This window comes from Paenibacillus hunanensis (assembly GCF_014645615.1).
Taxonomy (GTDB): domain Bacteria; phylum Bacillota; class Bacilli; order Paenibacillales; family Paenibacillaceae; genus Saccharibacillus; species Saccharibacillus hunanensis.
In genome coordinates this window covers 415,745-430,921 of record NZ_BMMB01000001.1, presented here as the reverse complement: position 1 = coordinate 430,921, position 15,177 = coordinate 415,745, and the positions used below count along the sequence as shown (strand labels likewise).

At 42.5% G+C, this 15,177-nt stretch carries 19 protein-coding genes; 1 reads left to right on the top strand and 18 read right to left on the bottom strand.

All coding sequences use genetic code 11. The annotated features are described in order from the left end of the window. Nucleotides 1-5: 5 nt before the first annotated feature. The 13 genes from IEX62_RS01770 to IEX62_RS01710 all read right to left on the bottom strand — a co-directional run bounded on the left by IEX62_RS01770 (nt 6) and on the right by IEX62_RS01710 (nt 9,009). Nucleotides 6-887 (bottom strand): hypothetical protein, encoded by an 882-nt coding sequence (locus IEX62_RS01770; RefSeq protein WP_188773678.1) that lies wholly within the window; start codon nt 885-887, stop codon nt 6-8. Nucleotides 888-926: 39 nt separating this feature from the next. Further along, entirely contained in the window at nt 927-1,262 is a 336-nt protein-coding gene (locus IEX62_RS01765) for a hypothetical protein (RefSeq protein WP_188773677.1), read from the bottom strand. Nucleotides 1,263-1,267: 5 nt separating this feature from the next. Then, nucleotides 1,268-2,164, bottom strand: a complete 897-nt coding sequence (locus IEX62_RS01760; RefSeq protein ID WP_188773676.1) for a DUF8626 domain-containing protein — start codon at nt 2,162-2,164, stop codon at nt 1,268-1,270. An 82-nt stretch (nt 2,165-2,246) separates the two neighbouring features. Continuing rightward, nucleotides 2,247-2,684, bottom strand: a complete 438-nt coding sequence (locus tag IEX62_RS01755; RefSeq protein ID WP_188773675.1) for a hypothetical protein — start codon at nt 2,682-2,684, stop codon at nt 2,247-2,249. Between the two features lie 22 nt (nt 2,685-2,706). Continuing rightward, a complete protein-coding gene (locus tag IEX62_RS01750; protein WP_188773674.1) occupies nt 2,707-3,420 on the bottom strand; it encodes an MBL fold metallo-hydrolase in 714 nt (237 codons plus the stop codon). Next, entirely contained in the window at nt 3,420-4,514 is a 1,095-nt protein-coding gene (locus tag IEX62_RS01745) for a Sec-independent protein translocase family protein (RefSeq protein WP_188773673.1), read from the bottom strand. Before IEX62_RS01745 ends, IEX62_RS01750 begins: the two co-directional genes overlap by 1 nt. After that, entirely contained in the window at nt 4,511-6,496 is a 1,986-nt protein-coding gene (locus tag IEX62_RS01740; RefSeq protein WP_188773672.1) for an AAA family ATPase, read from the bottom strand. The genes IEX62_RS01745 and IEX62_RS01740 overlap by 4 nt, the downstream gene beginning before the upstream one ends. Further along, a complete protein-coding gene (locus IEX62_RS01735) occupies nt 6,493-6,705 on the bottom strand; it encodes a hypothetical protein (protein WP_188773671.1) in 213 nt (70 codons plus the stop codon). Before IEX62_RS01735 ends, IEX62_RS01740 begins: the two co-directional genes overlap by 4 nt. Nucleotides 6,706-6,789: 84 nt before the next feature. Continuing rightward, nucleotides 6,790-7,275 (bottom strand): single-stranded DNA-binding protein, encoded by a 486-nt coding sequence (gene ssb / locus IEX62_RS01730; protein WP_188773670.1) that lies wholly within the window; start codon nt 7,273-7,275, stop codon nt 6,790-6,792. Nucleotides 7,276-7,278: 3 nt separating this feature from the next. After that, nucleotides 7,279-7,956 (bottom strand): hypothetical protein, encoded by a 678-nt coding sequence (locus tag IEX62_RS01725; protein WP_188773669.1) that lies wholly within the window; start codon nt 7,954-7,956, stop codon nt 7,279-7,281. After that, nucleotides 7,946-8,308 carry a hypothetical protein gene (locus tag IEX62_RS01720; RefSeq protein ID WP_229685551.1) on the bottom strand — a complete coding sequence of 121 codons (363 nt, stop codon included), beginning with the start codon at nt 8,306-8,308 and terminating at the stop codon, nt 7,946-7,948. Before IEX62_RS01720 ends, IEX62_RS01725 begins: the two co-directional genes overlap by 11 nt. 20 nt (nt 8,309-8,328) lie before the next feature. Further along, nucleotides 8,329-8,769, bottom strand: coding sequence for a hypothetical protein (locus IEX62_RS01715; protein WP_188773668.1), 441 nt, complete (start codon nt 8,767-8,769; stop codon nt 8,329-8,331). A gap of 69 nt (nt 8,770-8,838) precedes the next feature. Beyond that, entirely contained in the window at nt 8,839-9,009 is a 171-nt protein-coding gene (locus IEX62_RS01710) for an aspartyl-phosphate phosphatase Spo0E family protein (protein WP_188773667.1), read from the bottom strand. A gap of 428 nt (nt 9,010-9,437) precedes the next feature. Here IEX62_RS01710 and IEX62_RS01705 point away from each other — a divergent pair, with 428 nt between their 5' ends. Then, the gene (locus tag IEX62_RS01705; protein WP_188773666.1) at nt 9,438-10,763 is read left to right on the top strand and encodes a deoxyguanosinetriphosphate triphosphohydrolase family protein; all 1,326 of its coding nucleotides are present in this window, start codon (nt 9,438-9,440) and stop codon (nt 10,761-10,763) included. A gap of 368 nt (nt 10,764-11,131) precedes the next feature. Here the strand turns inward: IEX62_RS01705 and IEX62_RS01700 are convergent, their stop codons facing one another. The 5 genes from IEX62_RS01700 to IEX62_RS01680 form a co-directional block, all read right to left on the bottom strand. Beyond that, the gene (locus IEX62_RS01700) at nt 11,132-11,845 is read right to left on the bottom strand and encodes a hypothetical protein (protein ID WP_188773665.1); all 714 of its coding nucleotides are present in this window, start codon (nt 11,843-11,845) and stop codon (nt 11,132-11,134) included. A 13-nt stretch (nt 11,846-11,858) separates the two neighbouring features. After that, entirely contained in the window at nt 11,859-12,674 is an 816-nt protein-coding gene (locus IEX62_RS01695) for a S1 RNA-binding domain-containing protein (protein ID WP_188773664.1), read from the bottom strand. Between the two features lie 70 nt (nt 12,675-12,744). After that, a complete protein-coding gene (locus IEX62_RS01690; protein ID WP_229685550.1) occupies nt 12,745-14,514 on the bottom strand; it encodes a type IV secretory system conjugative DNA transfer family protein in 1,770 nt (589 codons plus the stop codon). A 5-nt stretch (nt 14,515-14,519) separates the two neighbouring features. Continuing rightward, complete coding sequence (locus tag IEX62_RS01685; RefSeq protein ID WP_188773663.1) at nt 14,520-15,011, bottom strand: hypothetical protein; 492 nt, start codon at nt 15,009-15,011, stop codon at nt 14,520-14,522. Next, a complete protein-coding gene (locus IEX62_RS01680) occupies nt 15,008-15,175 on the bottom strand; it encodes a hypothetical protein (protein ID WP_188773662.1) in 168 nt (55 codons plus the stop codon). Before IEX62_RS01680 ends, IEX62_RS01685 begins: the two co-directional genes overlap by 4 nt. Nucleotides 15,176-15,177 lie beyond the last annotated feature (2 nt).

Genomic DNA, 15,177 nt, shown 5'->3' with positions numbered 1-15,177 from the left:
CAAATTTAAATGTGGCAATCTACTATTACTAAAAAGTGTTCTGGATTAGCATTTTTAATAAACGTATCATAGAATGAAGTACTGAATTTTCTGGCTTCTTCTGGACTTTCCGAACTTGTGCCGAACCATCCCATCTCTCCTGAAGCATGCCAATTACCATCCGGTGTTAATACAGCATATGTGCTGATACTCAGTATTTCGCGTACAAAACTTTCTTTATTAACATATCGTTTAATGTAATATTCCGGCTTATATAAGCCTTGTCCCGTCATGACTTGATTCCATTCTTGAGAAGCTTCCGCTACGGAAATCTGGAGTTTTGGAGCTATAGCCACGGGTACAGACATCCCTTCGATTTCAACGCTTATTTCTTCGTGGTGCTCCTGCTCGATAAAGAAAATATCTTTAATTGGAGCTGCACTGGTTTGTTCACCTGATCGAAGCAACAACATATCCGACCAACGTCCTCCGACTTCCCACCAGTCCCATTTAGCATTCGGATTCTCCCAATATCCCCATTTGCCTGTCTTTTCATCTTTAGCGGTATACCCTACATATTCCATCATATAATCGTCAAATGTAGGGTACTTCTCTCTATGTGGAATTTGTACACGTTGTAAGTGTGTTGGAGCTTCAAGCGTGGTCATCATCGTCTCAAAAGAAGTAACATAAAAACGTGAATCATATGGTGAGACAAGTCGTCCATCTTCCATTTGTACATATTCCGTTGACTCCGATTCATACGATCGTTGATATTCCTCTTCTACATCAAAAAATGCCAGATACTCTTCAGGGCAATTCCCCATATTATTTTCTTGAAATGGAGCTAATAGATCCTCTACTCTGTTCAAATTAGGTGTGATAACGGCAACTGTAAAATGACTCATATTTATCTTCCTCTCTGAATATATATTTTTTATTTATCATCACTTTTCAAAACAAATCACGAAGCAATTGGGCTGATAGGTATCGCCTTGATACTTCACGTCCAATACAGCCTTTTGATAAGCAGATGGCACAAGCAGCCATCGTAAGACCTGCTGTAGACCTAGCGAACCAGTGCCAAAATAAAACCAGCTCAGTCCAGTAAACTGAAGCTGCTCTGTCTTGGTTCGAATCGTAAGCCGATACCATTTGTGATCGTTGAAGTTTCCTCGGATGGTGACAATATCACTAATTCTAATACGTCCAGACTCGATCAATCGCCGAACCGTTTGCAAACACTTCCGAGTGTCTTTTTTATAGTAGTAGCGATATTTCATGGCTGTTACACCTTAGAAATGGGTTGAAGAAAATCGATGTATTTTACTGCCTGGAGAGCATTAGCAGTAAGTTGCCGCTGCCAAGCGCATTGAGACGGTGCCCATTTAAATCCGCGCTTTTTAAGCATCTGGCGCTGCTCATCGGACGGCTTGTCATCAAATACGATTTGCAGGCGGTTGGCTTCGGTATTACTTAGCACTTTTCCACCTTCAAATTCCCATTCATCGGCAGGTTTCTGCTTTAGATCATCCAGACGCTTCTGCACCCGTTTAATATTTTGTAGATTGTTTGTTAGGTGAAAGGATGGAAAAGGCACAGGAACTGTCCGCCAATCTTTGGACATAGACATCTTCAGCTCATCTACTTGTTGATCGGTAAGCTCTGAGCAGCCATCCAGCGTCTTATGCTTACGATAATAAGCATTGACCACCTTCATGCGATTCTGAGCTGCTTGCATAGCCTCAAGCTTCTGATGCAGCTTGACCATAACGTCAGGATCGTCTGCACTGATGCCTCCTCGACCAACACTATGCATTTTCTCCAAAAGCTTCTCGATCTCTCGATATTCTTGCATATTCTGGTCTCGTGCTGCATTCTGCTTTTCCTTTTTACGAGTGGGGAAATTCCCTCCACCTGCGATTAGGATAGAAGGCACACGAGCATCGATAACATTACGTTCATCGAGGTTCTGCGCCAATTTGCGAGCGTACGTATCTACAAGAGCATCCAATTTTTCATAATAGATTGGATCGGCTGTCGCTTTACACTTTTCTGCTACATCATATGCATGGTCTACCATCGCCTGATATTCACCAGTAGCGTTACCCTCTTTATAATCAGAAAAACTATTCGCTTCCTTTGCACGACGAGCATCTGCTTCATTGATTGGATAGTATTTCATATATAATTCCTCCTAGAATCATAAAAAAAGGCGAACTCTACCCTAACGGGAAAGTTCGCCTTTTAATTGATTGATTTAATTTTTAAGCAACATCATAATTTAAAATAGGTTCACATAGCTTCTGCGCTGCTTCCCAATTGCTGTGTCCTTTATCACTACGAATGATCAGATCATCCTGTAGATGATGTTTGGCAATTAGCAGAAAAGCAGTAACTGCAAGATCATATGGACGCTGATCCGTTTTGCAAAATTCGAAGTGATGACCTTGCTCATTGGGCTGATCATCGGGGTGAAGAGTCAGGATTCGTGGAAAATTCATCCCTTCATATCCTTGTGATCCGGGTCCATTAAATAGGATCATCTCTCCATTCATGATCGGAAAGCCAAGACCATATCCATTACCAAGTTTAATACCCGCTTCAGTCAAGGCTGGCAAAACGCGTTCAAAATCCATTTTGATCTTCACAAATGTGATCGGTTCGATTTCTTTCGGTCGGTACCAATAATGTGTATATCCCATTTTAATTTGCTCCTTCGCTCATTTATTTTTTCGCAACATAGACGGGTAAGCCTGTCAGTTCCATCACTTCGCGGCGAAAACGCTCTTCGTCGCTGTTGTTGTCACTGAGATGAAGTAGATGGATTTGCTGTACATGGCTGAGGTCATTGCTTCTCAAGAAGTCTTTTACGTGCTCTAATGAAAAATGCGATGCGAGCACGCGGTCTTTCACACCTACTGACACTTTGCCTAAAGAGACATTCTGATACAAAATATCAAGCGCATAATTGCACTCGATCATGATGTGTGTCAGACCAGCAAATCGATATCGCAAGTAGCTCGTATCTGTAGCAAACAAAAGCTTATCGCCGTCCTGGTTTGCTAGAAGAAAGCCTAACGGTTCCTCAGCATCATGTTCAACCTCAAAGGGCAAGATTGTCCACGTACCTACGACAAATCGTTCCTGTGCTTTAATCTGCTTGACTCGGTGGCTATTTGCAATGTTCAGCACTTCAGCTGTACCTTGACTGGTATACACATCGACCCCAGACTTGATCAAGCTGCATATCGACTCGCTATGATCGCGGTGTTCGTGACTCAGCAAGCAGCCAGCTAACCGGGATACGACCCGGAAAGCCAGCGCACGCTGAATGTGTTTGTAATGGATGCCTGCCTCAATCAGCAACTCCGTTTGCCCATCCGTGATCAGATAGGCATTACCAGAGCTGCTAGAAGCTAGAACCGTAATATGGATCATTAAAATCCTGGCCCATCTTGCTCGGAAGCTTCAGGTTCCAGTTGATCACTACTGGACTCAACATCCGGTTCATGTGCATCGTCTGTGTCATCCACCGTTTCATTTTTTGGTGTAGTGACTTCAGGATTAGGATGCAATGGCTCCACATCGATCACAGTCTTATTCGCATTTTCCTCGATTTCCTTTTTGATCTCTCGCAGCGCTTCATCGCTCGCTTCTTGATAAGAACGTTCCACCAAGAAGTTGCCAAAGTCTTTCGGAATTTTCTTGACCACATTGTTACGCATTTTTCGAATAATCATAGATTCTCGGCTTTGTGGCTCTGTCCAAGCTGGACTCATATACGCTTTGAGTTCAGCATTATCCAGAGCGGCTAATCCTAGTTCACTCGCGCGTTTAAGAATTGCAGCTTTTCGCGAAGCAATTTCTTTCCGCTGCTCCGTAGTCGCCTTATACCGGTCTTCGCAGATATCAAATGTTTCATTCATCATTTGGTTGCTGATATGAGCAAGTAGGTTGCGGATCACATCGTCGCGTTCTGCAATGTGATATTCAATGGTGCCGTCTACTTTCAGAATCGGATATACTACCCGAATCACATTACCTTTTCCAGTAGGTGTCCAAGTTGGTGCCACTACGTCAAATCCGGTATATTGCGGGTAGGTAAATGGATCATTCTCTCGAACTAACCAATACTGTCCGACCTTTTTCACATCGCGACCAAAACGAGCTAGGATGGCATCATTGCCATCCCCCTCGATCCCCATTTCAATCTGTTTCCTCCACACTTCTTTACTATTCACTTTCACTTTGACACTTCGAACTTGAAAGTATACTTCGCGAGGACTTGCAGCAGCATTAAGCTTTAAAGCTGCAACTTGCAACAAGATTTGAGTAACGTTGCTCTTATCCAAGTCCGTATCATTCCAACCAATACCTTTAGTATCCAATGCATTGTTGATTGCTGACAGTCCATTTAATACACATGATTTTGAATATTCATCCATGTGAATACCATTGTTAACGAGCTGCCGTTCAATCATTGGAAAGTAGTTCTCATTTACTTTAGTTAAAGCGGTAGAAAAATCACTCATGCGTGTACACCCTCCATATTTTCAATTCGTAAAGTAGCATCTTCTTTACTCACAACTAATGGGATCATCTGCGAATTCGTATCGATTAATTTCGTTACCGATTCGGCATTATCGAAAAAGATCGGTGCCGTGACGCCACAGTGAACCGATAGCGTATTGACAATATCCAATCCCACATTGATCCGAGCCGCATGGTTGAGTCCTGAGCTGTACGGTACACCCCTGTAGGTTGTTTCGCACACTTCCTTTAAACCACCATTGATCTGAGTTTCAAATAATTTGAATCGTGCGTACTTGAATTTACTGTTTATCCGTCCTTCCAACATACTTACTTTGGTTCGGATAAAGTTTTCAATCAGGAATACTTGATACTCAAGTTGCTCGTACTCTTCTGCCAGGCGAGCTTCTTGCTGCTCCAGCTCTGCAATTCGAGCTGTTACCGCATTAGCCTGCGTCACCTGTGCACGCTGCTGCTCCAATTGAGCGGCTTCAGTACGAAGACTAGCGATCATTTGCTGAGTATTGGCTACACTTTCCTGCTCAAGCGTCCGAATATCCTTCAACTGATTTTGCAGCGCCACGATTTGCTGTTGCACGGCTTGATAGTCAGCATCCTCTTTCGGATCGATCATGGCATCGTCCAGATCAGCTAGCTCAGTCTTTGCAAAAATGATACCTGCTTGCTTTTCCGATTGCTGCTGCGTCAAAGTTTCGATTTCAGCAAGTAATGTCTCATTAGATGCTTCCAGCTCATTCACTTCTTTCATCGATGCTTTGCCATCCATCTGAATGCTTTCCAGTGTTTGAGCACGTTGGCGATTAAAATCAGCCTCAGCTTTCTCAAACGCTTCTTGCAGCTGGTCTTCCGGTAAGGCTTGTCCACAAGTTGGGCAGCTACCTTCGTTTTCGTGCTTGTGCTCGAAAGTAGCTGCTTTCACTTCTGACCATCGATTACGTAGTGTCTGAGCGGTTGCTTTACCGGCATCGATCCGACGTTGATTGTTTTGACATTGGCTACGCTTCTGCGCGATTTGCTGAGTCAGTTGATCGTATTCCCACTGATGATCTGCAAGGGCTTTACGCTGAGCAGCAATTAAATCTACACTGCCAGCTTTAAGCCGATTTGTTATCTCCAGCAGCTTACCCTCCAGATGCCGAATGTTATTTTGGATGTCGATAGCTGCACTACCCGACCGGATCTGCTGGAGCTGATTTTCTTGCTCCGCAATTTGATCACGAAGGTTAGAAATTTCCGTATCGATCTTATTAACATCAATCTGCGAAATATCCGGCATACTCCGGCGCACCTCATCAATCCGAATTGGTATCTTCTCAATCTCTTTGTTGAGGTTGCGCTTTTGTCCCTCGATGATACTGCGGTGCTGTTCAATTGTTCGACCATTCAAGTAGCCAGGTAGCTCTTTTAGCTCTTCATTGCTACTGATTACATCCTGATCGGTTACATCCCCGCAAATATCTAGCAGTAAAGCTCGGCGCTGCTCTGTTTTGAGTTGTTCATTGAAATGAACTGGATTCGTGATCAATCGAAAGATGTCTTCCTTTATGATCTGAGCAACTTCAGCCTTGTATGCGACTTCCTTCATAGGTACTTCATCTACAAAGTAGCACGTTTCATGACCTGTAAACTCCTTCTTCACTGATCCCCGTTTCTTTGTCCATTTTTCCGCAAACACACGGCGGAACGTTCGCTCGATCCCGTCAATCTGTAGCACGCCTTCCACTTCATGTTCCAGCATATGTTGTGCTACAGTTCCATCTGGATTCAATTTCTTGATCTGAAAATCGGTACGATTCTGGCTGTCTTTGCCAAACAACAGCCAATAAAACGCATCAACAATTGTCGTTTTACCTGTCGCATTCGCACCGAATATTTTCGTATGCTTTCCATCCAAGTTAAACTCGAACTCATCAATGCCTTTGAAGTTACGGAGGGTCAGACGGAGCAACAAAATAGTCGTCATACCGTTGCAGCTCCTTTCATACTCAAGCGTTGCTTGTAATCACGGATCGCTTGCTCCAGTTGCAGCAATTGCTCATCGGTGAGCAGCAATTCAATACGGCTTGTTTGATCTGCCACACAAAGTATTGGCGGCGTATAAAACTGAGCGTCTTGAACACTTACCTCAATAGCATCATCCGACATATTACAAGTAATCACATTTTTTCTCATGAAAATTTCCTCCTTAAAATGAAAAAGGCGAATTATCCCCATATAGGAACAATTCGCCTCTTTAAAATAAAATTCAGTTTTTAATCAAAATGGCAAGTCATCATCGGAAATATCGATCGGTTTACCGTCATCGTGAAACGGATCGCGATTGTTGCGAGAAGAGCTGTTTCTGCTGCTACGGTTATTATTGCTATTACCGCCGCCATGCGATGTCTCCTCACTATAGCCTCCACTGTGACTACTACTGTCGCGACTGGATTCCAAGAAACGTACATTATCGGCAACAACTTCAGTCACGTATACACGCTTCCCTTCGTTGTTCTCATAGTTACGTACCTGAATGCGACCTTCAATCGCCGTCAAGCGACCCTTACGCAAGTAGTTCGCGCAAGTCTCTGCAAGTTGTCTCCAAACAACGACCGGAATAAAATCGACTTCGCGCTCTCCGTCTTGTCCTTTAAACGGACGATCAATTGCCAGCGTGAACTGTGCGACTGCAACCCCTGCTGGTGTATAACGCAGCTCCGGGTCTTTCGTCAGTCGTCCAATTAATATCACTCGATTTAACATGTGTCATCCTCCATTTGTTCTTGAATTTGCCATCTCTGAAATCTGAATTTCGATCAGCATCTGCTCCACACGTTGCTCGATGGCGCATGTCCATTCAGGACGTTGTGCCATCGAATACGTTTCACATACGTATTGGAGCAAATTAACATCGATCTGCTTCTCACGCTTCTGAATACGCTCTACATAAACTGGATACTTTTGGCATTGAATCCCAAGTATAAGTTCAAAGTAGGCGTGTTGCTGTTCACAGGCTACAAACTCTTGCCAATCTTCCCAAAGAAGATCAAGCGAGCGTTTGTAATAAGCAGCATCGCGTACTCTCATTTTTAGCCAGTCGGGTTCTTTGCCACCGAGCCACTGTCTTAGCAAGTGGCGTTGATGACTGGTCAGACGCTCGACCGGATGTACAGTTTTCCGCTTGCGATAGTACTGCACCACTTCGGCTTCAGGTAATTGATCCAGAAGCGAAATAAAGCGGAAGACACCACCCCGTTCCCCACAAAACCAGCACTTGAATACCTGGTCTTTACTGTTGAGAGAAAGGTAATATCTCCGCTCTTTATTGGGTTTACTATCTTCATGACAAAATGGACATTTACATTTGACCTCTTCTCGATTTCGGGAAGATGAATCCATGATCAGTCCATGTTGCTCTGCTATCTCAACAATACTAGGTAGCATCGGTGATCACATCCAGTATGCGCTCCAGTATGCGCTCGATGGGGCTGAGAGAAAGCTGAACTTGTTCCCAAGCCGGATCAAGCACAATCTTTTGTGTGACAGTATGCACCCGTTTGTATGGCTCCTGCCATTGCCACCGTTTGTATGCTTCTAGTGCTGCCGTAACATGCTTGCACATGTGCTGCTGTCGTTTATACCGACAAGCGGGACATTCGTGCGTGATAACCAAGTCGTGCTGATACGGCTTTACTTGTACCAAATACACACCGTTGGATCGGCTACTAGGGAACACACAAATGAGGATATTCCCCTCTGCAAACGTCTCGGTCGGTAATAATTTGGAATCAGACATACAATCATCCTCTCGTTTTTTTAATGGCTAGTATCCTCAGTCACATTGCTCATACCTGCCTGGATCATGACGACAAGACTATCCAAAATAGTCTCCTTCTGACTAAGCCCAAATGTTTCCGCAACGTACATACCAAGTGCAAAGGCTGTACTCGATGCAGCGATTTGAGCATCCTCCGTTGCAGCTGGATCAATGGTTTCAAACATCTCATTGATCGTCGTCATAACATAAGGAATAGGCTCTTGATCTCGCTGTTCTTCTGGAGAACTATGCTTGTTTACCAGACCATTTAACGACTGCCAAACATTGAATACTTCCCCTTTAAACTTCGGATCAGCAGCTAGATACACATCATCTAGCAGTGCTAGAGCTACACGCAATTCAGGCAATAATGCTTCGAATGGAGTTGCTTCTACTTGCTCAGGAATTGCTGCACCTTGAGTATTCGTTTGTTTGTTCATCTTCTTCACCTATCCTTTTCAAATTTGAAATTAAAAAACGATGCTCACATGGATACATGCAATCATCGTTTAAGCTAACGTATTCACTTTCTGAAAATGATACCGATTTAACAGCTGATCCAGTTCTTGCGACTTCTCGATAACGAGAGGATCGAGAAAACCTTTTAATTCAGCCAAGCCATGCATCTGATTACGCACATCCTCGATCTCTTCCTCAATTTCTTTTAGTCCCAACAACATGTAGATCATCCTTTCGGCTTTTAATTTAAACGCAAAAAAGCCGATTCCGGCAGAATGAAACTCTGCTAAAATCGGCTTTGTATACGTTTATTTGCTTGTTTGCATAGAATAACAATAACTTTTGGAGAGCCTTTCGGTACTCTGTTCCTTGTCTCCAGCAAATGGGAGTGACGGACAATAACTTTTTGCCTGCTTTTACCTCACTCTTCCTTATCTTACAATAAGTCAGCAGGATCGAGGGTCGTACACACATTTACTTTGTCTCCAGCATAAAGGGAGTATAAGTATTGATCTTTAAACTTATATTAAGTTTCTCAATTAAAAAAAGCAAGAACTAAAATTAATATCCCACCATATATTTAAGTTGATATTTGGTAAATCAGTAATTAAAATACTTATATTCCATCTTGATTTACCTAGGAGGCCCTATGACTGAATTTAAAGATGTAAGGATAAGACGTCAGTTTGATGAAGATAGTTCTGGTAGAGACTCATTAGATACTCGATCTTCATTTGAAAGAGATTATGGTCGTTTAATACATTCCCCTACTTTTAGACGTCTTCAAGGTAAGTCACAAGTTTTTGGTGCTGGTTCTGGTGATTACTATAGAACTCGACTAACGCATTCTTTGGAAGTAGCTCAAATTGCAAGAAGTATAGCAAATAAGTTAAAAGACGATCCTGTTTTAAAAAAAAATGACGAGCCGGGCTTAACTATTGATCCTTTAGTTGTAGAATGTGCAGCTTTAGCACATGATATTGGTCATCCTCCTTTTGGTCATAAAGGTGAACATGACCTTAATGAAAAATTAAAAGATTACAATTTATTTTTTGAGGGGAACGCTCAGAATTTCCGTTTACTCATGCATTTAGAAAAAAGAAGTGCAAATTATAATGGACTTAATTTAACAGCAGCAACTTTATTAGCAATTAATAAATATCCTTATGAACTTAAGAGAGATTCGTTAAAAGGACTTTACGATAGTGAGTGGTCTACAATTTCAAGCATTCGCAAAGAATGGAATATGCCGAATACTAAAGCAACTATTGAGGCTCAACTTATGGACTTAAGTGACGATATTGCCTACTCTTCGCATGACATCGAAGATGGAATACGTGCGGGCAAAATACAAATGACGGAGACTTTCCTGCTCAGCGAAAGATTAATTAAGTATGTCACCAACGAAGTTGCAGATTCGAAAAAAAAGGATCCTAAAATTTGGGAAAATGTTGATATTGATTCTGAAGTAAATTCAACTGTTAAAGAATTTCTAGGTGATTGGGAAAAAACTTATGAAAAATTAGGCAAAAATGATTCTCTCACTCGTAAAGAAAACAAAGCTTCTTCAGTAAATAATTTTATTAAACAGGTTGGAATTATTGAGGAAGATAATTGGTTTAAAGTTACATTTGTAAATGGTAACAATTCTGAAGACACTAAACTGAAAAGAAAAATGATTATTCTAAAGAAATTGGCATGGGTAACTTTAGTCAAAGATTTGCGAGTGCAGCGTCTACAACAACGTGGTGAGAATATCATCAATAAGTTATGGGAAGCTTTTTTTTACAATGGGAAGTCGATAATCCCTTCAAGTTGGTTAGATGGTTTGGATGATGTAGATTGTAAGAAAGAGGATCCAAAATGGCTACGATTTATTGCTGATTATATATCGGGTATGACTGATTCTTATGCAGAAAAACTTTATCAAGAATTGTATGGAAGTTTGGCAGGGTCGATATATGATTTAGATTAAAATTTATTAATTAGTTATTATTTGATATTAACAACTTCAAGTCACTTCTTTACTATTTGAATATTATTTATGTTCTTTTCTACAGTTGATATGAAAAGACGAACCCTCCTTAAATTGGAAGAGTTCGTCTTTTTTAGTTTTAATTTAAATGTAAAAATAAACTTCAAGCAGTTCTGTGAGTAGCTAATTTTTAGAAGCAACAAATATTGGCGATTTTTTTAAAACTTGTTTCTATTTCTATTCTCTATTTGATTATCATGTTGTAGAGTCGTGAGGACACATATTTGTTACTACCTCTAATATAAAATATATTTTAGATAAAACAAAATTATACCTATTTTAGCATAATTGAGACGGTCTATAAGATATTATTCAACTAAAGTTACTTTACGTTGCCAAATCCCGTCTTTTTGACGGTAAAACGTGTAGTCTTGACGCAGATCATGATCCTGTAATGCATGTGCTGTCGTTAAAACGTGATTTAACGGATCAATCTCTTGCAAACTTTCTCCAATAACGATTACTGGCAACTGACTACGCCGCAGTTCCCTTTCAATAGCGCTAGTTTCCTGCCCCCGAAGAATCAGCACGTACCGCATATGCTCCCCCATTTGTACTTTACCTGTGAAAGGTGCAGCTGCTGGATGAATCTGAAACCCTTTCTGCTTCTCATGTAGCGCACACGAAAATTGAAAAAATACGAGCTTACTCAATACATCAGATACACTCCAGTTACACCAACTATTCAGCTGCTGGTGAGGATTAAACAGTTGAATCGCTCTTGGTCCTAACGTAAATACTGGGATCGTTGTTCGGTTCTTCCTGAGCTGGTGTTGCACCAATTTATGCTCAGCTAGCATACGCCGAATGTGCGGACGCTTCCAGGCAAATAAACGTCCAAGCTGCACGCTGCCGATACACCCGATCGCCCCGATCGCTTGTAACCCAACCTCCTCCATTGGTAGTCGGAGCGGAGCGTAACCAGATTTGTCTTTGTCCACTTGTACCGGCTGCCATTCCCACTCATGCGATAACGAAAAAGGAGATCGGGACATTGCCCGATCTCCATAATGATCTTCCATACCGTTGCCCTCCTCAGCGTTTACGAGTAATTTGAGCAAAAATTTGCATCTTTTTTAGATCAATATTAATGATCCGTACTGGCACTTTATCGCCCACCTTTACTCGATCAAACGGCATGTGCCGGACAAGCGCGTCCACTCCACGCTCCAGATTGACGAATACGCCATACTCCGCAATACCAGACACTCGCCCAATGTATTCACCACGAACATTATAGCGCTTGCTGCAAGCTGGCCACGGACTCGTGTCTAATGCTTTCTTGCTGATTGTAACTTGCTTCAATTCTTTGTCCAACGCAGTTACTTTGACTTTGAAATGATCACCAATATCCACTAGATCGCGTAAATCCTCTGTCCAACCGTAGGCAAACTCCTTAACCGGCAGCTCGACCTCGATCCCTCCGATATCGACCATCATGTATTTAGTGTATACGGTGCGAACGACTGCTGTGATGACTGCATTTAGCTCCAGCCACTTCCAAGTGCTGGATTCCATGTGTTCAATCGCTGCTGCACGGGAAGCGACGAAAGTTTCGCCTTCGCGATCATAAGAAACGATCTTAAATGCAACTGGTTCACCAAGCATACGACGAAATGCATGGACATCACTACCTGAATAATCCTGCGGAATTAACCCACGCACATCACCCACCTGGACAATGCCGCAAAGTTTATCGAGCTTCACTTCCATCCCGATGAGTTCGGCTTGTAAGATTAAATTGTTCTGCTTCGCGCTATAAATCTGCGCCCAGCCCTCATCATAACTGCTCTGTTGTAATTTGCTTTCGTCGTAGCCTTCAATCAGTACACGTTTCAATTCTTCACTCATAGGTAAACCCTCCACATTAGTTGATGTTTTAAAGCAATATAAATTCCCTCACTGATAATCAGTGAGGGAATTACTCGAATGGATCATCTTCAATTTCATGTTGTACAGCTATAGCCTGCTCCTTACGAGACTGAAACTCGTGGTGTAACTTATTTAATGTTGGATTCTCACTTCCATGCAACTGAAATAGCATTTGAAAGACTGCCTGCGCTTCTGGATGCTGAATGACCTCAACCCATATATCATTGTCGCTATATTGAAGTTTTAACTCGTCCAATATCCAAGTAAATAAATACATTTCAAATGACTCTTCTTCTTTGACCTGCGAATGATCATGAATATGAGAAGTTTCTTGTATCGGTGGTTCCAGATTGGCATCCACATCCGAATGTTCTATTGGCTGCTCTGTTTGAATGAATGTCAGCCTAGACGAACTGATCGGCTTCTCCTCTTCTTGAAATTCCGATTTGTGTTCAGTCACTTGATCTGAAACGGGATGATCACGTTTGCGTTTAAAATGAAATTTAAATGACCACTGCTTTTTACGGACTTCCCACTCTCTGCGCTCTTTCCAGTCATGAGGAACAAATCTTCCCTTGCCGATCTTTGGCGGTAATGGCGTTCCATCTTGGAGTAGCTTGGCTACATAGTGAAACTTGGGTAAACCATCCATCATCTGTGTATAAAAGATACGATCTTCCTCAGTCTCTGTATCTCGATATGTCTCTGGTAGTAGATTAGGGACAAGGAGCTGCTGTTTGAAGGTACTCTGTCGACTAATAATTTGTTTCTTTCCAAACTCACGACTGAACTCCAGCGCATCTTGATATGCCAAACCACCAAACGCGATTTTGTTACGGCAGCTTGTTAATATTGCCTGTTTCATAGCCTTAGCACTGACCTTACCTGCCTCTACCTCAAGTTGACCAAGCGATTGTGTTGCAAAAAATCCTGCTGTTCGGTATTCAGCAGCAATGGACAAGAAAAGCTCTACATCGGGATTAATATACCGGGAATACTCATCTGCAAGGATGAAATGCGGAATACGTGTAAGCTCTGTCCCTGGTCTCCTAAATGTCCCTGATTGCAGGTGCATGATTCCAAACTGTCCGAAAGCATCCCCTGCTTTGCGTAATTTTCCCATCGCTGTATTGATCGCAAGGATACCTCCATTGGCAAAGTGTGCATCCATATCAAAATCAGACTGTCCCATCAAGATCGGCTCCAAGTGACGATTAGAGACTAAGTTTTCCAATTGGGCTCGAAGACCAATAACGAATTGTTGGTATTTTTCTTTTTGCGCTCCTAATAGCTCCGACTGGAAAAACTGCACTAAATCCGATTCGCCTTCCTTAAATCGTAACTCAGCCACTTTATCCTCCAGCACACGTTGATCACGCATCGTTCGTAGTACATCGCCCAGATTCACATCGTCCAAGTAAAGACGTTTTAAAAGCTTGGTAATATTGCGTCCAGCCAGCTCTTGAACGGTTGCAAAGAATGCCTCCTGTTTACCAAACATTGACTTGAGCACGGTAACAGTAGCTTCAGCTACATCGTCCTCATCTCCCTTCATGACTGGAAACCTTGCACTTGTTGGAGAAGTCGGATCAACATGCACACACGGCATATCCATTTCCCCAGCCATTTCTGCTACCATAGCCGCTACATCGCCTTTAGGTTCGACTACAGAAAGTCCTAAGGGTACTCCCTTTTTTTTCATCAACAGCAGCTGATAAATGATGGGCTTGAGCAGGGTTGCTGTTTTACCGCAGCGTGTCGGTCCCACTGCCAGCATATGAGTAAATAAATCACTCCCACCAAATTGAATTGAAGACATGCACATTACTCCTTCATCGGGATTTCTTCTCCCAGATTCAGTTGAATATCGGTACTTTTACTGCGAGTAAACACGCGTTTAATGGCTTTCCAACGGTCAGACACAGTTGGTTTGACAACCACCAGTTGCTGTTTACTAACATTTCCACGCCGATTCATTAAATTATGCTGCATGCGATGATTGGCAAACGTCAAAAACAGCGATGCCAGTAATCCGATCACAAGTAGCACATGCAATCCAGTTACGGATGAGATCGGAAAGGTCGGCTGCTTGATCAGCCAGACCTGCCCTTTGAGCGCTAATGCTACTCCACTCCACAACAGGCAAGTGAAAAACACTAGCACCTGATTACGCTGCTCCAGCACCCAACCATACATATACACGAGTAATGCTCCCAGCGCAGGTAACCATGTCCACCAACCAGACCAGTCGGGCGTACGCGAATACAAATAAGCCCAGCCACCTAAGCTGAGCACGAGCCATACAAACCGGATCATACGCAGTCCATAGGATCAGCTGCATCAACAGACAGTGTATGATCCTCTGTAAATCTGGGGCTGGTGAAATCGTAGACGATGACGGGCTGCGTAAATCGATGCATCAAATAAATCGTCGGCTCCGAAATGAGCCATGAAACTTCATGATCGTAATCCATTTCCATCG

Coding starts and splice junctions, on each gene's coding strand:
- IEX62_RS01770 (WP_188773678.1), bottom strand. CDS start 887: ATGAGTCATTTTACAGTTGCCGTTATCACACCTAATTTGAACAGAGTA.
- IEX62_RS01765 (WP_188773677.1), bottom strand. CDS start 1,262: ATGAAATATCGCTACTACTATAAAAAAGACACTCGGAAGTGTTTGCAA.
- IEX62_RS01760 (WP_188773676.1), bottom strand. CDS start 2,164: ATGAAATACTATCCAATCAATGAAGCAGATGCTCGTCGTGCAAAGGAA.
- IEX62_RS01755 (WP_188773675.1), bottom strand. CDS start 2,684: ATGGGATATACACATTATTGGTACCGACCGAAAGAAATCGAACCGATC.
- IEX62_RS01750 (WP_188773674.1), bottom strand. CDS start 3,420: ATGATCCATATTACGGTTCTAGCTTCTAGCAGCTCTGGTAATGCCTAT.
- IEX62_RS01745 (WP_188773673.1), bottom strand. CDS start 4,514: ATGAGTGATTTTTCTACCGCTTTAACTAAAGTAAATGAGAACTACTTT.
- IEX62_RS01740 (WP_188773672.1), bottom strand. CDS start 6,496: ATGACGACTATTTTGTTGCTCCGTCTGACCCTCCGTAACTTCAAAGGC.
- IEX62_RS01735 (WP_188773671.1), bottom strand. CDS start 6,705: ATGAGAAAAAATGTGATTACTTGTAATATGTCGGATGATGCTATTGAG.
- ssb (WP_188773670.1), bottom strand. CDS start 7,275: ATGTTAAATCGAGTGATATTAATTGGACGACTGACGAAAGACCCGGAG.
- IEX62_RS01725 (WP_188773669.1), bottom strand. CDS start 7,956: ATGCTACCTAGTATTGTTGAGATAGCAGAGCAACATGGACTGATCATG.
- IEX62_RS01720 (WP_229685551.1), bottom strand. CDS start 8,308: ATGTCTGATTCCAAATTATTACCGACCGAGACGTTTGCAGAGGGGAAT.
- IEX62_RS01715 (WP_188773668.1), bottom strand. CDS start 8,769: ATGAACAAACAAACGAATACTCAAGGTGCAGCAATTCCTGAGCAAGTA.
- IEX62_RS01710 (WP_188773667.1), bottom strand. CDS start 9,009: ATGTTGTTGGGACTAAAAGAAATTGAGGAAGAGATCGAGGATGTGCGT.
- IEX62_RS01705 (WP_188773666.1), top strand. CDS start 9,438: ATGACTGAATTTAAAGATGTAAGGATAAGACGTCAGTTTGATGAAGAT.
- IEX62_RS01700 (WP_188773665.1), bottom strand. CDS start 11,845: ATGGAAGATCATTATGGAGATCGGGCAATGTCCCGATCTCCTTTTTCG.
- IEX62_RS01695 (WP_188773664.1), bottom strand. CDS start 12,674: ATGAGTGAAGAATTGAAACGTGTACTGATTGAAGGCTACGACGAAAGC.
- IEX62_RS01690 (WP_229685550.1), bottom strand. CDS start 14,514: ATGTCTTCAATTCAATTTGGTGGGAGTGATTTATTTACTCATATGCTG.
- IEX62_RS01685 (WP_188773663.1), bottom strand. CDS start 15,011: ATGATCCGGTTTGTATGGCTCGTGCTCAGCTTAGGTGGCTGGGCTTAT.
- IEX62_RS01680 (WP_188773662.1), bottom strand. CDS start 15,175: ATGGAAATGGATTACGATCATGAAGTTTCATGGCTCATTTCGGAGCCG.